Below are 17211 nucleotides of genomic sequence, written 5' to 3'. Positions count from 1 at the left end.
GGGCCGACCCTGAGGGGGCGCTTCCCTCCCCGGGGGTCCTCGGGGACCGCTCAGGGGTGTCCCGGATGCGCCGGGGTCCGGGTAGGGGCCACGATGAGAGCATGAACGACACCGGGAACGCCGGGAACACGGCGAGCGCCTCCCCCGACTCGCCACCCGCCGCCGGGGGGCCGCGCAGGCTCCACCGCAGCGACGAGGGGCGCATGCTGACCGGTGTCTGCGCGGGGCTGGGCCGCTACGCCGGGGTCGACCCGGTGTTGTTCCGGGTGGGCTTCGCGATGCTGGTGATCGCCTCGGGTGTCGGCGTCATGCTCTACATCGCGGCGTTCCTGCTGATGCGCGAGCCGAGTGGCGCTCCAGGGCACGTGGAGCAGTGGACCCGCCGCGACTTCGACGGCGAGACCGTCCTGGCGCTGCTGACCGCCATCTTCGCCTTCGGCCTGGTCATCAACGTGAGCTCCGGCGGCATCGGCACCGCCAGCGTCGTGGTGGGCACCACGTTCGCCGTCGCCCTGCTCGCCGCCCACGCGCGCGGCGTGGATCTGCTGGCCGTGGCCAGGACGCTGCCCGAGAGGATCCGGAGCAGCCGCCGCCGCACCGGCCCGGCGGCCACCGCGCGGACGGAGCACCGGCCCGGCGTGTTCCCCCCGCAGGCTCCGGTGGGGTTCCCCGACCATCCGTACGCGGGTCCGCCCGCGGAGCCGTACTCGGAAGTCCAGCGGCCCGCGGGACCGTACCCGCAGAACCCGCAGAACTCGCAGAACCCGCAGCCCACGGGGGTGTACCCGCCGCCCGCGCCGCCCGCGGCCGGGGCGGACCACGCCGAGCGCTCGCGTGTCGTCGCGGATGCGATCTCCGCCGCCCACGCCCGGATCGCCGAGTCACGGGCCCGCATGACCGCGGAACCGGGATCCGTCACGGAGGCGGTGCCCGGCGCGGGGACGGAGACGGCGTCCGGCTCCGATACGGCGTCCGGCTCTGATGCAGCGTCCGGCTCCGATACGGCACCCGCCGGGCCGCGGGGTCCCTCCACCCGGCCCTGGCCGTCGTTCGACTCCTCCGGCGAGCCCTTCGCCCCGCACGGCCCCTACGCCCCGCACGGCCCCTACCGGCCGCTGGACCCCCGTCGGGGACCGGCCCCGCAGGCCCCCTTCGACCTGGCCGGTTACGGCCCGCGGACGGAGACGCCACGTCGGCCCAGGCAGCCCAGATCGTTCGTCGGGGCGATCACCCTGCTCCTGGCCATGATCATTGGAGGGATCATCATGGCGATCCAGTCCGCTTCGGGACCGGTGAACATGACGGTCGTCGGCAGCGCGGCGCTCATCACCATCGGCGGCGGGCTGCTGGTCGCGGCCTGGTTCGGCCGGGGCGCCCTCCTGGTGGCGGCGGGCACCCTCATCGCGCTCACCCTGGTCACCGGATCCGCCCTGAGCGGCGTGCCGACGAGGTTCGGCACCTACGACTGGGCCCCGCAGACGGTGTCGCAGATCGCCGAGGAGTACGCGGTGGGCATCGGCGAGGGCACGCTGGACCTCGGCGACCTGACGTTCCCCCCGGGATCACGGACGGTCGTCGAGGCGTCGGTCTCAGCGGGCGAGCTCACCGTGATCCTGCCGCCGACGGTCAGAGCCGAGGTCAGCGGGCACGCCAAGTTCGGCGATGTCAAGATCGACCACATGGTGCAGGGCGGGGCCGACATCTGGCATGAGAGAGTGCTGGAGCCCGAGGTGACTCCGGAGGGCGCGGTGGCGACCGTCGTGCTGAACGTCAAGGTGGGGTTCGGAGACGTGGAGGTGCGGCGTGCGGCCTGAGACCCGCTTCACGACCGTGGAGGTACGGCATGCGGCCTGACGTCCGGCCCCGGGCCGATGCGCCCGTGCGGAGCCGGTGGCACCGGACGGACTGGATGGCCCTGCTCAGCGGAGCGCTCTTCATCACCGTCGGCGTCCTCTTCATCGCCGCGCCGGATCTGGGCCCGGCCGTCATGTTCCCGCTGGTCGTGGGCGGCCTGGCCTGCGCCGGGTTCATCGCCGTCCTCGTCCGGGCGATCCGCCGCTAGAGGCACCATCATCCGGGCGATCCGCCGCCGGGCACCGGGCACGGCACGCCGCCGGACAGGAGCATGCCGCCCTGGAAGGGCGCATCTCACGGTTCCAGGCATTAGAATCGCGGGATGATGGCCATGGAGTTCGTCAGCACCGTCCGCGCGACGCGCAGCGGACTGGTGGACGTGCTCGCCGACGTCGAGGGGATGACCCGCTGGGGCCGCGAACACGCCGCGGAGCTGGGGATCGACCCCGGCTTCAGCGCCACCGAGGACCTGCGGCACGAGGTGGTCGAGCTGCGGCAGGCCGTACGGTCCCTGTTCGCCAGGGCCGTGGCGCCCGGCCCGGCCAGCAGCGCGGACGCCCATCGTCTGCCGGATTTCGCCGCGTCGCTCGACCTGGTCAACGCCGCGGCCCGGGCCGTACCGCTGGCGCCGCGGCTGGAGTGGCCCGCCGAGGGCGCCCCGACGGCGCGGAACCTCCCGGCGCGCGAGGCCGACGAGTCGTCCCGCATCCGCGCGGCCCTGGCCTCGGCGGCGATCGCCCTGCTGGCCGGGCCGGAGCGCGAGCAGCTCCGAGCCTGCCCGGCTCCGCGCTGCGTGTTGTATTTCGTCAAGGAGCACGCCCGTCAGGAGTGGTGCTCGGTGGGCTGCGGGAACCGCGCCCGCGCCGCACGGCACTACCGCCAGCACAAGGCCCGCTGATCCTTCCGTCACGGCGCCGGCCGCCGCCTCGGGCGTCAGCCGTCGCCGTCGTCCCGTGACGGGGCGGCGAGGGTGTCCCGGCCCCAGCGGAGCAGCCGCTCGTGCACGGCGGCGACCGCCCGGCGGGTCAGCGCCCCGTCCCTGACGGCGAGGAACAGCGTGTTGATCGGCGGCAGCTCGGGCTCGGCGAGGGGGACGAGCCTGCCCGCGGCGAGCTCCTCCTCGCACAGGTAGCGGGGCAGCACCGACATCCCGGCGCCCGCCACGACGGCGGCGACGGCCCCGCGCAGGTCCGGCACGACGAGGGCGGCGGACATGACCGGCCGGGTCCCGAACACCGTCCGCCAGTAGCGCCGGATGACCGGCAGGTCCTCGGCGTAGGCGACCACCGGCACACCGGCCAGCCGGGCCGGCCCGGGGACCCGCCCGGCGGCGGGCCCCACGCGGGCGGCCCAGTCAGGCGCGGCCACCAGGACGAACTCCTCGTCCAGCAAGGGCGTCGCGTGCACGCCCCGGCGCCGGGGACGCACCGCGGAGACGACCAGGTCGAGCGTTCCGGCGGCCAGCCGGTCGAGCAGGTCGTCGGCCAGGCCCAGCTCGACGCGGATCCGCAGGCCCCCGGTGACCAGCGGGGCGAGGACGCCCATGACGCGGGTGGACATCAGCTCGGCGGGACCGCCCAGGTGCACCGCGCGGGCCGAGGCGTCCGGGTCGAGGTCCGTACCGACCGCCTCCGCCAGCATGTCGAGCGGGGCGGCGAGCCGCCGGGCGAGTTCGTCGGCGGCCGCGGTGGGGGCGACGCCTCGCGGGAGGCGTTCGAACAACCTCCGGTCCAGCGCCGTCTCCAGGGCTTTGATCTGCGCGCTCACCGCCGGCTGCGACATCCGGAGGGAATGGGCGGCACCGGTGACGGAGCCCGAGCGGTAGACGGCCAGGAAGGTACGGAGCACGTCGAGCGAGACCGAGGCCTTGGACATCCCTGCCGCTCCCGCCGCTCTTGCCGCTCCCGCCATCCCTGGCACCTCTGACACCTCTGCATCCTGCCATCGAAATCCTGATGCCTGGGGTAAACATCGGCTATTTGTTCCGATGGCATCCCGGCGGTCATCCTCGGTGCATGAGCAAGCGCATCCTCACCATCCTGACCAGCCACGACCGGCTCGGCTCGACCGGCCGGACCACCGGGTTCTACGTCTCGGAGGCCGCCCATCCGTGGGAGGTCTTCGACCGGGCCGGGTTCGAGATGGACCTGGCCAGCGTCGCGGGCGGCGAACCCCCGCAGGACGGGTACGACCCCGGCGACCCCGTCCAGCGGGAGTTCCTCCGGGTGTACGGCGAGCGGCTGCGGGACACCCCGCGGGCCGCGGACGTGGACCCGGCCGGCTACGACGCGGTGTTCTTCGCCGGTGGCCACGGCACCATGTGGGACTTCCCCGGCGACAAGGATCTGGCGCGCCTGGCCCGTTCCGTGTACGAGGACGGCGGAGTGGTGGCCGCCGTGTGCCACGGTCCCTCGGCCCTGGTGGACCTCACCCTCTCCGACGGCACCTACCTGGTCGCGGGCAAGCGGGTGGCGGCCTTCACCAACGCCGAGGAGAGCGCCGTCGGACTGACCGAGGCGGTGCCCTTCCTGCTGGCCGACGCCCTCGTCGAGCAGGGCGCCCGGCACACCGCGGCCCCCGACTTCCAGCGGCACGTCGTCAGCGACGGCCGGCTGGTCACCGGCCAGAACCCGGCGAGCACCGCCGGGGTGGCGGAGGAGGTTGTCAGGATCCTGCAGGGAAAGTGACGTAGGCCACTCTCATATAACGCTAAATATGGCTTGCATCCGTTAGTCTGTCCGTAGATGACTAACGGATTTAGCCGTTAGAAAGCGTGATTGGGAGAAAACGATGACCTTCCGTACCGGCCACGTCGCCCTCAACGTCTCCGACCTCGACACCTCCAGGGACTTCTACCGGAAGCTCTTCGGCTTCGAGGTCTTCGCCGAGTCGACCAAGGAAGGCCGCCGTTTCGCCCTCCTCGGCCTCGACCGCACCCTCGTGCTGGCCCTCTGGCAGCAGAGCGAGGGCCGCTTCGCCACCGCGCTGCCCGGTCTGCACCACCTGTCCTTCGAGGTCCCGGACATCGAGGCGGTCCGGCGGGCCGAGGCCGTCATCCGGGAACTCGGGGCCCCGCTCTACCACGACGGCATCGTCGCGCACGGCGAGGGAGCGTCCTCCGGCGGCGTGTTCTTCGAGGACCCGGACGGCATCCGGCTGGAGATCTACGCGCCGGCCGGCGCCGAAACCGCTCCCGTCCCCACCCCGGGCGCTCCGACCTGCGGCTTCTTCTAAACCGCGACCGATCTCGGACGGGAGGATCCATGAGGCACGACGGAGAGGTCGCGGTCCAGCTCCGGGCCGGGGTACGGCGGGCCGGAGAGCTGGGGTCGGCCCGGACCCGGGCGGAGATCCCGGCCGTGGCGGGAGACTTCCTGGGCACGCAGCGGATGCTCGTCATCGGGGCCGCCGACGCCTCCGGCCGGGTGTGGGCGAGCGCGCTGACCGGCCCGGCCGGGTTCGCCCGGCCGTACGGCGAGCGGACCGTCGTGGTCGGCGCGCTGCCGGGCCCGCACGACCCGCTGGCCGGAGTGCTCGGCGCGGGCCGAGCACCCGACGCGGCCCGAGCACCCGGCGGTGCGGGCGGAGCACCCGAGGGCGCGGGCGGGCACGACATCGGGACCCTCGCCATCGAACCGGGCACCCGGCGGCGGATGCGCGTCAACGGCCGGGCGCGCCGGGACGGGGACCGCCTGGTGATCCACACCGAGCAGGTGTACTCCAACTGCCCCAAGTACATCCAGACCAGAGTGATCACCGAGGACCCGGCCCCGGCGCCCGACCCCGGGAGCACGGAGGGCACCGGAGGCACCGGGGGCACCGGGGCGCTCACCGGCACGACCCTCACCGCCGGGCAGCGGGCCTGGATCGCCCACGCGGACACGTTCTTCGTGGCCACCCGCGCCGCCGGGCTCGGTGCCGACGTGTCCCACCGGGGCGGCAACCCCGGATTCGTCCGGGTGCTCGGCGGACGGCGGCTGGTCTGGCCCGACTACCAGGGCAACTCGATGTACATGACGCTGGGGAACCTGGAGCTGGACGAACGTTGCGGTCTGCTCTTCCTCGACTGGGAGAGCGGCGACGCGCTTCACATGACCGGCCGGGCACGGGTGAACTGGGATCCGGGCGGTGTCCCGGGGGCGGAACGGCTGGTCGAGTTCGACGTCGACGAGGTCGTCCAGATCGGCGGGGCGATCCCGCTGCGCTGGACGTTCGGTGACTATTCCCGCCACAACCCTCCGGTCGAGGGGGTGGACGGCCTTCTCACCGCAGGGGCTTGACCGGCGTGAACAGGGGCGTACGTTCGCATTTATCAGCCGGCTCCCCTGGGGGTGTCCCATGGATCTTCCTGCCCACTGCGGCCGGTCGGACGGCGAAGATCCATAGGACACCCCCGGCTTCTCCTCAAATCCCGCTGCGGATGCATTTGGAGGACGTATGCCCCGAATCACCGTCACCGTCGACGGAATCACCTACGAGGAGGAGGTGGAGCCGCGCCTCCTCCTCGTCCATCTCCTGCGGGACCGGCTCGGCAAGACCGGGACGCCCATCGGCTGCGACACCGGCAACTGCGGCGCCTGCACGGTGATGCTCGACGGCAGGAGCGCCAAGAGCTGCTCCGTGCTCGCCGTACAGGCCGACGAGTGCGACGTCGTCACGATCGAGGGGCTCGGCCGGAACGGCGGGCTCCATCCCATGCAGCGGGCGTTCCACTCCGAGCACGCCCTGCAGTGCGGGTACTGCACCCCCGGCATGATCATGGCCGCGATCGACCTGCTCCGCGACACCCCCGACCCCTCCGACGAGGCGATCAGGGAGGGGCTGGAGGGCAACCTGTGCCGGTGCACGGGCTACAGCAACATCGTCCGGGCGGTACGGCGCGGCGCACGGGAGATGTCCGGAGAGACACCCGCCACAACGCCCGGCCCAGCGTCGGCCACAACGTCCGGCCCAGCGTCCGGCGAGGAGGTGCGGACCTCATGACGGAGCAGCTCGACGCCGGTCTGATCGGTGAGAAGATCGCCGAGAGCGGCCAGCTCAGCGACCCGGGCGACGGCCTCGAGGTCGGCCGGGCCCGCAGGCGCAAGGAGGACGCCCGGCTGATCACCGGCCGGACCACCTGGACCGACAACATCCAGCTCCCCGGGATGCTGTACGTGGCGTTCCTGCGCAGCCCGATCGCGCATGCCCGGATCACCCGGGTGGACACCTCGGCGGCGCGCGGCCGGCCCGGTGTGGTCGCCGTCCTCAGCGGCCGGGACTTCGCCGGGGAGCAGGGCAGCCTGCCGTGCGCCTGGACGGTCACCGAGGACATCGTCGTCCCCGACCACCCGCCCATGGCGGCCGACGAGGTCCGCTACGTCGGCGAGGCCGTCGCCTGCGTGGTCGCCACCGACCGCTACAAGGCCGCCGACGCGCTGGAGGCGATCGAGGTCGACTACGAGCCGCTGGAGGCCGTACTCGACATGACCGAGGCTCTCACCGAGGGCTCACCGAAGGTCCACGAAGCCGGGAACCGGGCCTTCACCTGGAAGTTCTCCGGAGGTGACGTCGACGCCGCGTTCCGCGACGCCCCCGTGGTGATCGAGCGCACCTACGTCCAGCAGCGGCTCATCCCCAGTGCGATGGAGCCCCGCGCGGTCGTGGCCACCACCGACGGCGCCGCTTTCACGATCTACTCCGCCACGCAGATCCCGCACGTCCTGCGCGTCATGCTGGCGCTGACCACCGGCATCCCCGAGCACCTGCTGCGCGTGGTCGCCCCCGACGTCGGCGGCGGCTTCGGGTCGAAGCTCCAGGTCACCGCCGAGGAGGTGCTCTGCCTGCTGCTGACCCGGCGGCTCGGCAAGCCGGTGAAGTGGACCGAGTCGCGCTCCGAGGGCAACCTGACCGTGCACCACGGCCGCGACCAGATCCAGCGGATCTCCGTCGCCGCCGAGCGGGACGGGCGCATCCGGGGCGTCCGGGTGGACCTGCTCGCCGACATGGGCGCCTACCTGATGCTGGTCACGCCCGGCATCCCGCTGCTCGGCGCGTTCATGTACAACGGCATCTACAAGATGGACGCCTACGACTTCACCTGCACGGGCGTCTTCACCACCAAGATGCCGACCGACGCCTACCGGGGCGCGGGCCGCCCCGAGGCCACGTTCGCCATCGAGCGCGCCGTCGACGAGCTCGCCCACGAGCTGGGCATGGACCCGCTGGAGGTACGGCGCCGCAACTGGATCACCCACCGGGAGTTCCCCTACACCACCGTCGCCGGGCTGACCTACGACTCCGGCAACTACGAGGCGGCCACCGACCGGGCGATGGCCCTGTTCGGCTATGACAAGCTCCGCGCCGAGCAGGCCGACCGGCGCGACCGCGGGGACCCGGTCCAGCTCGGCATCGGCGTGTCCACCTACACCGAGATGTGCGGACTGGCACCGTCCCGTGTGCTCGGCTCGCTCAGCTACGGCGCGGGCGGCTGGGAGCACGCCACCGTCCGCCTGCTGCCCACCGGCAAGGTGGAGGTCGTCACCGGCAGCTCACCGCACGGCCAGGGCCACGAGACGGCCTGGAGCCAGATCGCGGCCGACGCGCTGGGCGTGCCGTTCGAGGACGTCTCCGTGCTGCACGGCGACACGGCGATCGCGCCCAAGGGCATGGACACCTACGGCTCACGTTCGCTGGTCGTGGGCGGCGTCGCCGTCCTGCACGCCTGCGAGAAGGTCAAGGACAAGGCGCGGAGACTCGCCGCGCACATGCTGGAGGCGTCCGCCGACGACATCGAGTTCTCCTCCGGCGCCTTCACGGTGCGCGGCACCTCCCAGGGCAAGACCATCCAGGAGCTCGCGCTGGCCGCCTTCGCCGCGCACGACCTGCCGGACGGTTTCGAACCCCGGCTGGACGCCGATGTGACCTTCGACCCGGAGAACTTCTCCTTCCCGCACGGCACCCATCTGTGCGCGGCCGAGGTGGACACCGAGACCGGCATGGTGAGGATCCGCTCCTACGTGGCCGTGGACGACGTCGGCACCGTGGTGAACCCGCTCATCGTCGAGGGCCAGGTGCACGGCGGCATCGCGCAGGGCGTCGCGCAGGCGCTGTTCGAGGAGGCGGTCTACGACACCGACGGCAACCTGCTCACCACGACGATGGCCGACTACCTGATCCCGTCGGCGGCCGACCTGCCGGACTTCATCACCGACCGGACCGAGACCCCGGCGACCAGCAACCCGCTCGGGGTCAAGGGCGTCGGTGAGGCCGGGACGATCGCCTCCACCCCGGCCGTGGTGAACGCGATCGTCGACGCGCTGCGGCCGTACGGCGTCGACGACGTCCCGATGCCCTGCACGCCCGAGCGCGTCTGGCGGATCCTGGCCGATTCCGGCGCCGCCCCGGCGAGACCCGCCGCCGCCGGCTGGGGCGGAGCCGGCGAATCCGAAGGAGGCCTGCGATGATCCCCGCGGCGTTCGACTACATCCGGCCCGCGTCCCTGGACGAGGCCTGCCACGTGCTGCGCGACGCCGACGCCTCCGGCAACGACGTCAAGGTCATCGCCGGGGGCCAGTCGCTGCTGCCGCTGCTGCGCCTGCGGCTGGCCTACCCGGCCGCGCTGGTGGATCTCGGGCGGCTGCCCGGGTTGCGCGGCGTGGAGGACCGGGGCGATCACGTGTTCATCGGCGCGCTCACCACGCACGACGAGGTGCTGCGCTCCCCGGCGGTCCGCGAGCACGTCCCGCTGGTCGCGCTGGCCACCGCCACCGTCGCCGACCCCGCGGTACGGCACCGCGGCACCTTCGGCGGCTCCCTGGCCCACGCCGACCCCGCCGGAGACCTCCCCGCCGTCGCGGTGGCCCTGGACTGCGTGTTCATCGCCCGGTCCGCCGAGGGCGAGCGGGAGATCCCGGCGGCCGAGTTCTTCGCCGACTACCTGGAGACGACGCTTCGCCCCGGCGAGGTGCTGATCGGCGTCCGGGTGCCCAAGCTCGGCGCGGGCTGGGGCTTCCACTACGAGAAGTTCACCCGGACCGCGCAGGCCTGGGCGATCGTCGGTGTGGCGGCCGCCGTGCGGACCGAGGACGGGAGCATCGCCGAGGCCCGGATCGGGCTGACCAACATGGGCTCGACGCCCCTGCGCGCGCGGGCGGCGGAGGAGGCGCTGCGCGGGTTGAGCACCGCGCACGGCGACAGCGGCGTCACCATCCCCGGCCGTGTCCACGACCCGGTCCGGGACGCCTGCGGCCAGGCGGCCGAGGGCGCTTCCCCCCCGTCGGATCTGCACGCCCGGCCCGACTACCGCGCCCACCTGGCCCGGGTGCTGACCTACCGGGCGGTCCGGGCGGCGGGTTCCTGAGCCGGAAGGCGGGGCCGGGCGGTCGTGCCGCCCGGCCCCGCCGCGCAATCTCCACCTTTTCCCACCCTCTGGTGATGCCGCCGTACACAGTCGTAATGTCACAGATACACGGTGTCGCGGAAACGGCTGTGCCCGATCGACCAACAAGGAGCGGATCGATGGCGATGCGGTTCGAGCACGAGTTCACGGTTCCGGTCCCGGTCGAGCAGGCGTGGGCGGTGCTGCTCGACGTCGAGCGGGTCGCCCCCTGCCTTCCGGGAGCCGCGCTCGACTCCGTCGACGGGGAGTCCTTCACCGGCCGGATGAAGGTGAGGGTCGGCCCGATCACGGTCACCTACCGGGGCGAGGCCGTCTTCCAGGACGTGGACAAGGACGCGCACAGCCTGACCATCAAAGCGTCCGGCAAGGAGGCCCGCGGAGCCGGCACGGCCAGCGCCACGGTGACCGCGCGCCTGCGCCCGGAGGGCGCCGACACCAGGGTCACCGTCGAGACGTCGTTCAACGTGACCGGCCGTCCCGCCCAGTTCGGCCGGGGTGTGATGACCGAGGTCGGCGCCAAGCTGATCGACAAGTTCGCGGCGAACCTCTCCGGCCTGCTGACGGAGAGCCCCGCCGCCGGGACCGACGCCCCCGTCGTCCCCCTCACCCCGGCGGAGCCGGCATCCCCCGCCCCCGCGGAGGCGCGGTCCCCGCAGGACGAGTCCCCCGCCCCGCCGGAGCCCACCTCCCCCGCCTCCCTCACCGTGGTCCCGCCCCCTCGCGAGGTCACCCCGGCACAGGCCGCTCCGCCGGAGGAGATCCTCGCCCAGGACCCCCATCCGGCCGGGACCGCCCGCACCTCCCTCACTCCCGACGAGGAGGCCCTGGACCTGCTCGAAGTCGCGGGCGTCCCCCTCCTCAAGCGCGCCGCCCCGCTCGCCGCCGCCCTGGCCGGCCTGTTCCTGATCGCCTGGCTGATCCGCCGCGCCCTGCGCCGGTGAGCTCTCCGAAAGCCGGCACCGCCGCAGGCCGGGACCTGACGGCGGTGATGGCGGTGGCAGGGACAGGGGCAGGGGCAGGGGCGGCAGCGTCGCCGGATCAGGCGGCAACGGCCTCGATCGCCGGGACGCGCAGGGCCCGCCGGGTCGCGGCGAGGCTGCCGGCCAGGGCGATGGCGGCGGCGATGACGACGACCACGAGGTAGGGGACGGGGCCGCCGCCCGGCACGATCGAGCCCGTTCTGGCGATGCTGAACGGGATGACGGTGGCCAGCGCGGCGACCGTGCCGAAGGCCACGCCGGTGGCGGCGAGGACGGCGCTCTCCCCCGCCACCATGCGCAGCACCTGCCGGGAGGTGGCGCCGACGAGCCTCTGCTGCCCGAACTCCCGGCGACGGCAGGCCGTCGTGGCGACCATGGTGTTGACCACCATGATGGCGGCGAACGTCAGGATCATGCCGACGACGACCAGGTTGGTGGTCTGGGCGTGCTGGTGGTCGGCGGTTCTGACGATCCCCGCGGCGGCGCCGGCCGCGTCGTCGGTGGCCAGCATGTAGAGGGTGCCGGTGGCGATCCCGGTGAACAGGATGACGGGCATCAGCGCGGGGGCCAGCTGACCGGTCCGCTGGGCGAGGTTCGATCCGGCGAGGTGACCGGCCACGCCGCCGACCCGCTCCATCGGACCGGTGAGCCGGGTGGCGGTCAGCCGCAGCAGCGCCGGGGCCAGCAGCGCGAGGCCGGCGGAGAACCAGATGGAGGCGGGTCCCGCGGTGGCCATCGGCTCGAAGTCGTCCCTGCCGCGCATCACGGTGGCGGTGACGACGGCCAGGTCGGTTCCGAGGAACAGCAGCAGGCCGGCCGCGGCGATGCGCCTGCGGCTCAGCCGCCCCTCACCGGTGGCGGCGTCGAGGGCCGCCGCGGCGGCGCTCATCCGGGCGGTACGGCGCGCGCCGACGGTCGCGGCGACCAGGGCCGCGGCGATGGTCACCCCGAACCCGAGGTGGATGGCGAAGCCGCCGAACTGGTGGTGCACGTCACCGCTGATCTGTCCCGAACCGGTCAGCCAGGCCACCAGCATCCGGCCGGCGGCCCCGGCCGGGACGATCGCCAGGAAGGCCGCGGCGAGGGCGAGGACGGCGGCCTCACTGACGATCATCCGGGTGATCTGGCGGGGGGTGGCGCCGATGCTCCTCAGCAGCGCCATCTCGGCGGCGCGCTGACGGACCGACAGGCCCAGGGTGGAGGTGACGGCGAAGGTCACCAGGATCAGGCCCCAGCCGCCGACCACCGCCGCCAGTGTGGTCAGCATCTCCTGCGCCGCCGGGTCGACTCCCGGCTCGCCGGCGGTGTCGAACAGCGAGCCGAAGGCCATCAGGATCACGGCGCCGAGGAACATCGCCAGGAAACTCGCCAGGAACCCGCTCGCGCGGCCGCTCAAGGACCGCAGTGCCAGGACGAACATGGTCACACCCCTTCGAAGAGTCGCTGCTGCGCGGTCATGGCCGCGGCCGGGCCGCCCGGCCGGGCGACACGCTCGGCCGGATCGTCCGGCCGGGTCATCCGCTCGGCCGGATCGCCCAGCCGGGTCATCCGCTCGGCCGGATCGCCCAGCCGGGTCATCCGCTCGGCCACCGCCTCGGCGGTGGGGCCGGCCAGGTGCCCGGCGATCCGGCCGTCGGCCAGGAAGATCACTGCGTCGGCGTAGGACGCGGCGACCGGGTCGTGGGTGACCATCACTACCGTCTGCCCGTGCCGCCGGACGGCCTCGGCCAGCAGGTCCAGGACGTCGCGGGCGCTGCGGGTGTCCAGTGCCCCGGTCGGCTCGTCGGCGAAGATCACGCTGGGGCCGGCGACGAGCGCCCGGGCGATCGCGACCCGCTGCTGCTGGCCGCCGGAGAGCTCGGCCGGCCGGTGGTTCAGCCGTCCGGCGAGACCGACCCGCTCCAGCACGGCGACGGCGTGGGCGCGGTCCGCCTTGCGGCCCGCGAGCCGGAGGGGCAGCAGGACGTTCTGCAGCACGGTCAGCGTGGGCAGCAGGTTGAACTGCTGGAAGACGAAACCGATCCGCTCCCGGCGCAGCTCGGTGCGGGCACTCTCGCTCTGCCCGTCGATCTCGACCCCGCCGACCGTGACACGGCCGCCGGTGGGCCGGTCGAGTCCGGCCGCGCACTGCAGCAGGGTGCTCTTGCCCGAGCCGGAGGGGCCCATCACGGCGGTGAACGTCCCGGCCGGCAACGAGAGCGTGACGCCGTCGAGCGCGGTCACGGCGGCCGGACCGGTGCCGTAGGTCCTGCTGACCGCATCCAGGCGCAGTGCTTCGGTCTGCCTCATCGTCATTCGCTCCGCTCTCTCATGAGCCGCCCTCTCGGTGGGTGACGTGATCGACGGTACGGAGATTTGTTCATTTGCGCAAGGCGTTCGCCTAATTCATTTGAATTAGGCGAACGCCTAAGTCAGTTGCTACGATGAGCCCATGGGAAACCGTGAAGATCTCCTGGACGGAGCGATCCGCTGCCTCTACGAGAAGGGGTACGCCCGCACCACCCTCCGCGACATCGCCGGAGCGGCGGGCGTCAGCATGGCCGCCGTGGGCTACCACTACGGATCCACCGAGGCCCTTCTCAACATCGCCCTCATGAGGGCCATCGAGGAATGGGGCGCGGAGTTCGGCCGCGCGCTCGGCGGCGGCGAGCCCGGTTCCGACCAACCCGGTTCCGACCAACCCGGTTCCGACCAGCCCGGCTCCGACCAGCCCGGCTCCGCCCTCCGGGAGTACGAGTCGATGTGGGACCGGCTCATCGACTCGGTCGCCGCCCACCCGCCGATGGCGCTCGCCAGCTTCGAGGCGTTCGTCCAGGCCCAGCGCGTGCCCGAACTGCGCGAGCAGATCGCCGCCGGTCAGCGGGAGGGCCGCCGGGGCCTGGCCGCCATGCTGACCGGAACGCCCGAGCAGGCCGTCTCCGACGACACCGCGCGCACCCTGGGGGCGGTGCAGCTGGCCCTGATCACCGGGCTCATCGTCCAGTGGCTGACCGACCCCGACAACGCGCCCTCGGGGGCCGACGTCGTCGCGGGCCTGCGCGCGCTGGCCGCCGGGCTGCAGGACTGACGCCGGAGCCGCCGCCCGGTCCGGTCGCGACTCTCCGGGGGCGGAGGACGAAGGCTTCCCACAAAAGCCGTAAATCCCACCTCAATGCTTGATAAAGGGGACAAATAGGCACTTATTCCTGGGAATAGTGCGGATCGTGATCAATGCGCCCGATTGCAGTGTGATCGTCATCGCCTACAACGACGCCGCGCGGCTGCCCAGGGCCGTGCGGTCGGTGCTGGACCAGTCGCTGCGGAACCTCGAAGTGATCGTCGTGGACGACGCGAGCACCGACGGCACCGAGGAGGTCGTGCGAGGGCTCCAGCAGGCCGACCCACGCGTCCGCTATCTCCGCAGATCGCGCAACAGCGGTGGCTGCGGGGCACCGCGCAACGACGGGGTGGCCGCCGCCCGCGCGCCGTACGTCATGTTCCTGGACAGCGACGACCGGCTCGCCAAACACGCCTGCAAGAGCCTGATCGCGGAGATCGAGCGGACCGGCGCCGACTTCGTCACCGGGCAGATCCTCCGGTTCTACGAGGCGACCCGCAAGAGCAGGCGTTACTATCCGGAGCTGTTCGCCCGGCGCAGGACCGTCGAGGGGATCGCCGAGGAGCCCGGGATGTTCCTCGACTCCTTCGCCACCAACAAGCTCTACCGGATCGACCTGCTGCGGCGCGTCCCGTTCCGGGAGGACCTGTACTTCGAGGACCACGTCTTCACCGCCGAGCTGTACTGCCTGGCCCGCAGGTTCGCGGTGGTCCCCTGGACCGTCTACGTCTGGCACCGGTCCCGTGAGACGGCCGAGGACCGGCTGTCGATCTCGCTCAGGTTCCGGGAGATGGACAACGCCCGGCAGCGGATCGAGGCGGCCCGGCTCAGCGACGAGATCCTGCGCGGGCACGGCTTCGACCACCTGGTCCCCGAGCGCCAGTACCGCTTCCTCCGCCAGGACCTGCGGGTCTATCTCAACGCGCTGCCCTCGCGGGACCGGGAGTGGGCCGAGGAGTTCGTCTCCGTCGCCGGGCCGTACCTGGCGGGGATCGACCCGGCGGTGTTCGACCGGATCGAGCCGGTCGCCCGGGTCTGCGCCATGCTGATCCTCACCGGCCAGATCGACGAGCTGATCGTCGCCGCCCGGTCCCTCAACGGCCCGAAGGCGCCGCCGCGCTCCGCCGTACGGGAGGCAGGACGCACGTACTGGGGAACCGTCCCGGCCAGGGGCATGGACATCACCCCGCTCCGGATGGCCGAGCTGCCGTTCACCGCCTGCCGTCTCCGGCACGAGGCCGCCTTCACGGTGGACGGCGCCCGCCTGTCCCTGACGATCAGGACCTACGACCCGTTCGGGGTGCTGGCCGCCCATCCCGGCTGGACCGCGTTCCTGAAAGTGCGCTCCCAGCGGGTACGGCTGACGCCCCGCCCGCAGCCCGACGGCAGCCACCTCAGCGAGGTGACGGTGGACCTGGCCCGGGCCGGGACCGGGCGGCTGGGCTTCGACGGCCGTACCGAGCTGGGCGTGGAGGTCGTCCGCCCCGACGGCCGGGCCACCCGCGACCCCGTGCTGGCGGACCCGGCCGCCGAACCGGTCGCGGTGTCCGTTCCCGGGCACACGGTGACGGTCGGCGCCGTGGGATCGGCCGCGCTCCTGCGGGTGTCCTGGCGGCGGCGGGGGCTGCTGCGCCAGGTGCCCCGGCTCGCGCGGGCCAGGCGGAAGCTGATCGCGCGGCTGAGCACCCCGGACCTGAAGCTCCGCGTCTACAAGGGCCTGATCAAGGTGGTACGGCCGCGCCCGGACCTGGCCCTGTTCGAGTCCGACGTCGGCGCGGGCTACACCGGCAACCCGCGTTACGTCTACGAGGAGCTGAAGCGGCGCGGGACCCCGCTGCGGATGGTCTGGTCGGTGGCGAAGGGACGGCGGAACTTCCCCGCCGACGCCCCGCTGGTGCGGCGGATGAGCTGGAAGTACGTCTGGACGATGGCCAGGGCGGGCTACTGGGTGGACAGCCACGGCCTGCCGCTGGACTATCCCAAGCCGCGCGGGACGCGCTACCTGCAGACCTGGCACGGCCAGGGCATCAAGTCGATCGGTTTCAACGCGCCCGACCTGCGGGCCGACTTCGCCGGACCGCGCGCCCAGTGGCGGGCGGCGGTGGCGCGCTGGGACGCGCTGGTCGCGCCGAGCGCCGAGTTCGAGCGGATCTTCGTACCGTCGAACGGGTACACCGGGCCGGTGCTGCGGTACGGCTCGCCCCGCTGCGACGTGCTCGTCAACGGCGACCCGGCCGCGGTGGAGCGGGTCCGCGACCGCCTGGAGATCCCGCCGGACCGCAAGGTGCTGCTCTACGCGCCGACATATCGGGACCAGGCCAAACGCTCCGGGCAGTCGATCCGGGCCGACCTGGAGATGATGGCCGCGGCCCTCGCCGGGGAGTGGGTCGTCATCCTGCGGCCGCACCCGGTCGAGCGCTACCGGGTCCCCGAGCACCTGCGCCACTTCGTCCGCCCGGCCGGGTCGTATCCGGAGATCAACGACCTGATGCTGGCCTCGGACGCGCTGCTGACCGACTACTCGTCGGTGATGTGCGACTACGCGGTCACCGGCAAGCCGATGTTGTTCCTGATCGACGACTGGGACGAGTACCGCCGGGTGGAGCGGGGCGTCTACCACGACCTGCCCTCGATCGCCCCGGGACCGTGCCTGACCACCACCGAGGAGCTGATCTACGCCTTGCTCGACCTCGACGACATGTCCGCGTCCTTCGCCGCCAAGTACGCCGCGTTCCGTGAGATGTGGTGCGCCGACGAGAGGGGGAACGCCGGCGCCCGGGTGGTGGACGCGTTCTTCGGCCCCCGCCGGGCCCGGCTCCCGGTGCGCCACGGCCCGCCCGTCGTCTCCCGGCACCCGGTACGGCCGGCCGTCCGCGGAGGGAGCGAGGAGTGGTGAGCGG

At 72.8% G+C, this 17211-nt stretch carries 15 protein-coding genes; 12 read left to right on the top strand and 3 right to left on the bottom strand.

What is annotated here, in order from left to right; translation table 11 throughout:
• Window positions 1-101: 101 nt before the first annotated feature.
• The 3 genes from IEZ08_RS22480 to IEZ08_RS22470 all read left to right on the top strand — a co-directional run bounded on the left by IEZ08_RS22480 (window position 102) and on the right by IEZ08_RS22470 (window position 2752).
• Complete coding sequence (locus IEZ08_RS22480; RefSeq protein ID WP_189242836.1) at window positions 102-1814, top strand: PspC domain-containing protein; 1713 nt, start codon at window positions 102-104, stop codon at window positions 1812-1814.
• 29 nt (window positions 1815-1843) lie between these two features.
• Window positions 1844-2062, top strand: a complete 219-nt coding sequence (locus IEZ08_RS22475; protein WP_068921282.1) for a hypothetical protein — start codon at window positions 1844-1846, stop codon at window positions 2060-2062.
• A 114-nt stretch (window positions 2063-2176) separates the two neighbouring features.
• Window positions 2177-2752, top strand: coding sequence for a CGNR zinc finger domain-containing protein (locus tag IEZ08_RS22470; RefSeq protein WP_068921281.1), 576 nt, complete (start codon window positions 2177-2179; stop codon window positions 2750-2752).
• Between the two features lie 35 nt (window positions 2753-2787).
• Here IEZ08_RS22470 and IEZ08_RS22465 read toward each other — a convergent pair whose 3' ends face one another.
• Complete coding sequence (locus IEZ08_RS22465) at window positions 2788-3729, bottom strand: LysR family transcriptional regulator (protein ID WP_068921280.1); 942 nt, start codon at window positions 3727-3729, stop codon at window positions 2788-2790.
• A 140-nt stretch (window positions 3730-3869) separates the two neighbouring features.
• Here IEZ08_RS22465 and IEZ08_RS22460 point away from each other — a divergent pair, with 140 nt between their 5' ends.
• The 7 genes from IEZ08_RS22460 (at window position 3870) to IEZ08_RS22430 (ending at window position 11175) form a co-directional block, all read left to right on the top strand.
• On the top strand, window positions 3870-4541 hold the full coding sequence (locus IEZ08_RS22460; protein ID WP_189242835.1) for a type 1 glutamine amidotransferase domain-containing protein: 672 nt from the start codon (window positions 3870-3872) through the stop codon (window positions 4539-4541).
• A 103-nt stretch (window positions 4542-4644) separates the two neighbouring features.
• On the top strand, window positions 4645-5088 hold the full coding sequence (locus tag IEZ08_RS22455) for a VOC family protein (RefSeq protein ID WP_068921278.1): 444 nt from the start codon (window positions 4645-4647) through the stop codon (window positions 5086-5088).
• Between the two features lie 29 nt (window positions 5089-5117).
• The gene (locus IEZ08_RS22450; protein WP_189242834.1) at window positions 5118-6134 is read left to right on the top strand and encodes a pyridoxamine 5'-phosphate oxidase family protein; all 1017 of its coding nucleotides are present in this window, start codon (window positions 5118-5120) and stop codon (window positions 6132-6134) included.
• A 157-nt stretch (window positions 6135-6291) separates the two neighbouring features.
• The gene (locus IEZ08_RS22445; protein WP_189242833.1) at window positions 6292-6837 is read left to right on the top strand and encodes a (2Fe-2S)-binding protein; all 546 of its coding nucleotides are present in this window, start codon (window positions 6292-6294) and stop codon (window positions 6835-6837) included.
• On the top strand, window positions 6834-9299 hold the full coding sequence (locus IEZ08_RS22440) for a xanthine dehydrogenase family protein molybdopterin-binding subunit (RefSeq protein WP_084779558.1): 2466 nt from the start codon (window positions 6834-6836) through the stop codon (window positions 9297-9299). Before IEZ08_RS22445 ends, IEZ08_RS22440 begins: the two co-directional genes overlap by 4 nt.
• Entirely contained in the window at window positions 9296-10195 is a 900-nt protein-coding gene (locus IEZ08_RS22435; protein ID WP_189242832.1) for an FAD binding domain-containing protein, read from the top strand. The genes IEZ08_RS22440 and IEZ08_RS22435 overlap by 4 nt, the downstream gene beginning before the upstream one ends.
• A 158-nt stretch (window positions 10196-10353) precedes the next feature.
• The gene (locus IEZ08_RS22430) at window positions 10354-11175 is read left to right on the top strand and encodes an SRPBCC family protein (RefSeq protein ID WP_176728384.1); all 822 of its coding nucleotides are present in this window, start codon (window positions 10354-10356) and stop codon (window positions 11173-11175) included.
• Window positions 11176-11272: 97 nt separating this feature from the next.
• On the opposite strand, the gene IEZ08_RS40315 is transcribed toward IEZ08_RS22430, so the two are convergent.
• Together IEZ08_RS40315 and IEZ08_RS22420 are read right to left on the bottom strand one after the other, a co-directional pair.
• Window positions 11273-12634, bottom strand: coding sequence for an FtsX-like permease family protein (locus IEZ08_RS40315; protein ID WP_068921274.1), 1362 nt, complete (start codon window positions 12632-12634; stop codon window positions 11273-11275).
• A 2-nt stretch (window positions 12635-12636) separates the two neighbouring features.
• A complete protein-coding gene (locus IEZ08_RS22420; protein WP_307815456.1) occupies window positions 12637-13503 on the bottom strand; it encodes an ABC transporter ATP-binding protein in 867 nt (288 codons plus the stop codon).
• Between the two features lie 142 nt (window positions 13504-13645).
• Here IEZ08_RS22420 and IEZ08_RS22415 point away from each other — a divergent pair, with 142 nt between their 5' ends.
• Both IEZ08_RS22415 and IEZ08_RS22410 read left to right on the top strand, forming a co-directional pair.
• Window positions 13646-14281, top strand: coding sequence for a TetR/AcrR family transcriptional regulator (locus tag IEZ08_RS22415; protein ID WP_068921273.1), 636 nt, complete (start codon window positions 13646-13648; stop codon window positions 14279-14281).
• A gap of 136 nt (window positions 14282-14417) precedes the next feature.
• Window positions 14418-17207: a bifunctional glycosyltransferase/CDP-glycerol:glycerophosphate glycerophosphotransferase gene (locus tag IEZ08_RS22410; protein ID WP_189242830.1), complete on the top strand. Its 2790-nt coding sequence runs from the start codon at window positions 14418-14420 to the stop codon at window positions 17205-17207.
• Window positions 17208-17211 lie beyond the last annotated feature (4 nt).

It is taken from the genome of Planobispora rosea, from assembly GCF_014648175.1.
Lineage (GTDB): Bacteria > Actinomycetota > Actinomycetes > Streptosporangiales > Streptosporangiaceae > Planobispora > Planobispora rosea.
Note: the sequence above shows the minus strand (reverse complement) of the source record. Positions and strands in the feature narration are given on the sequence as shown.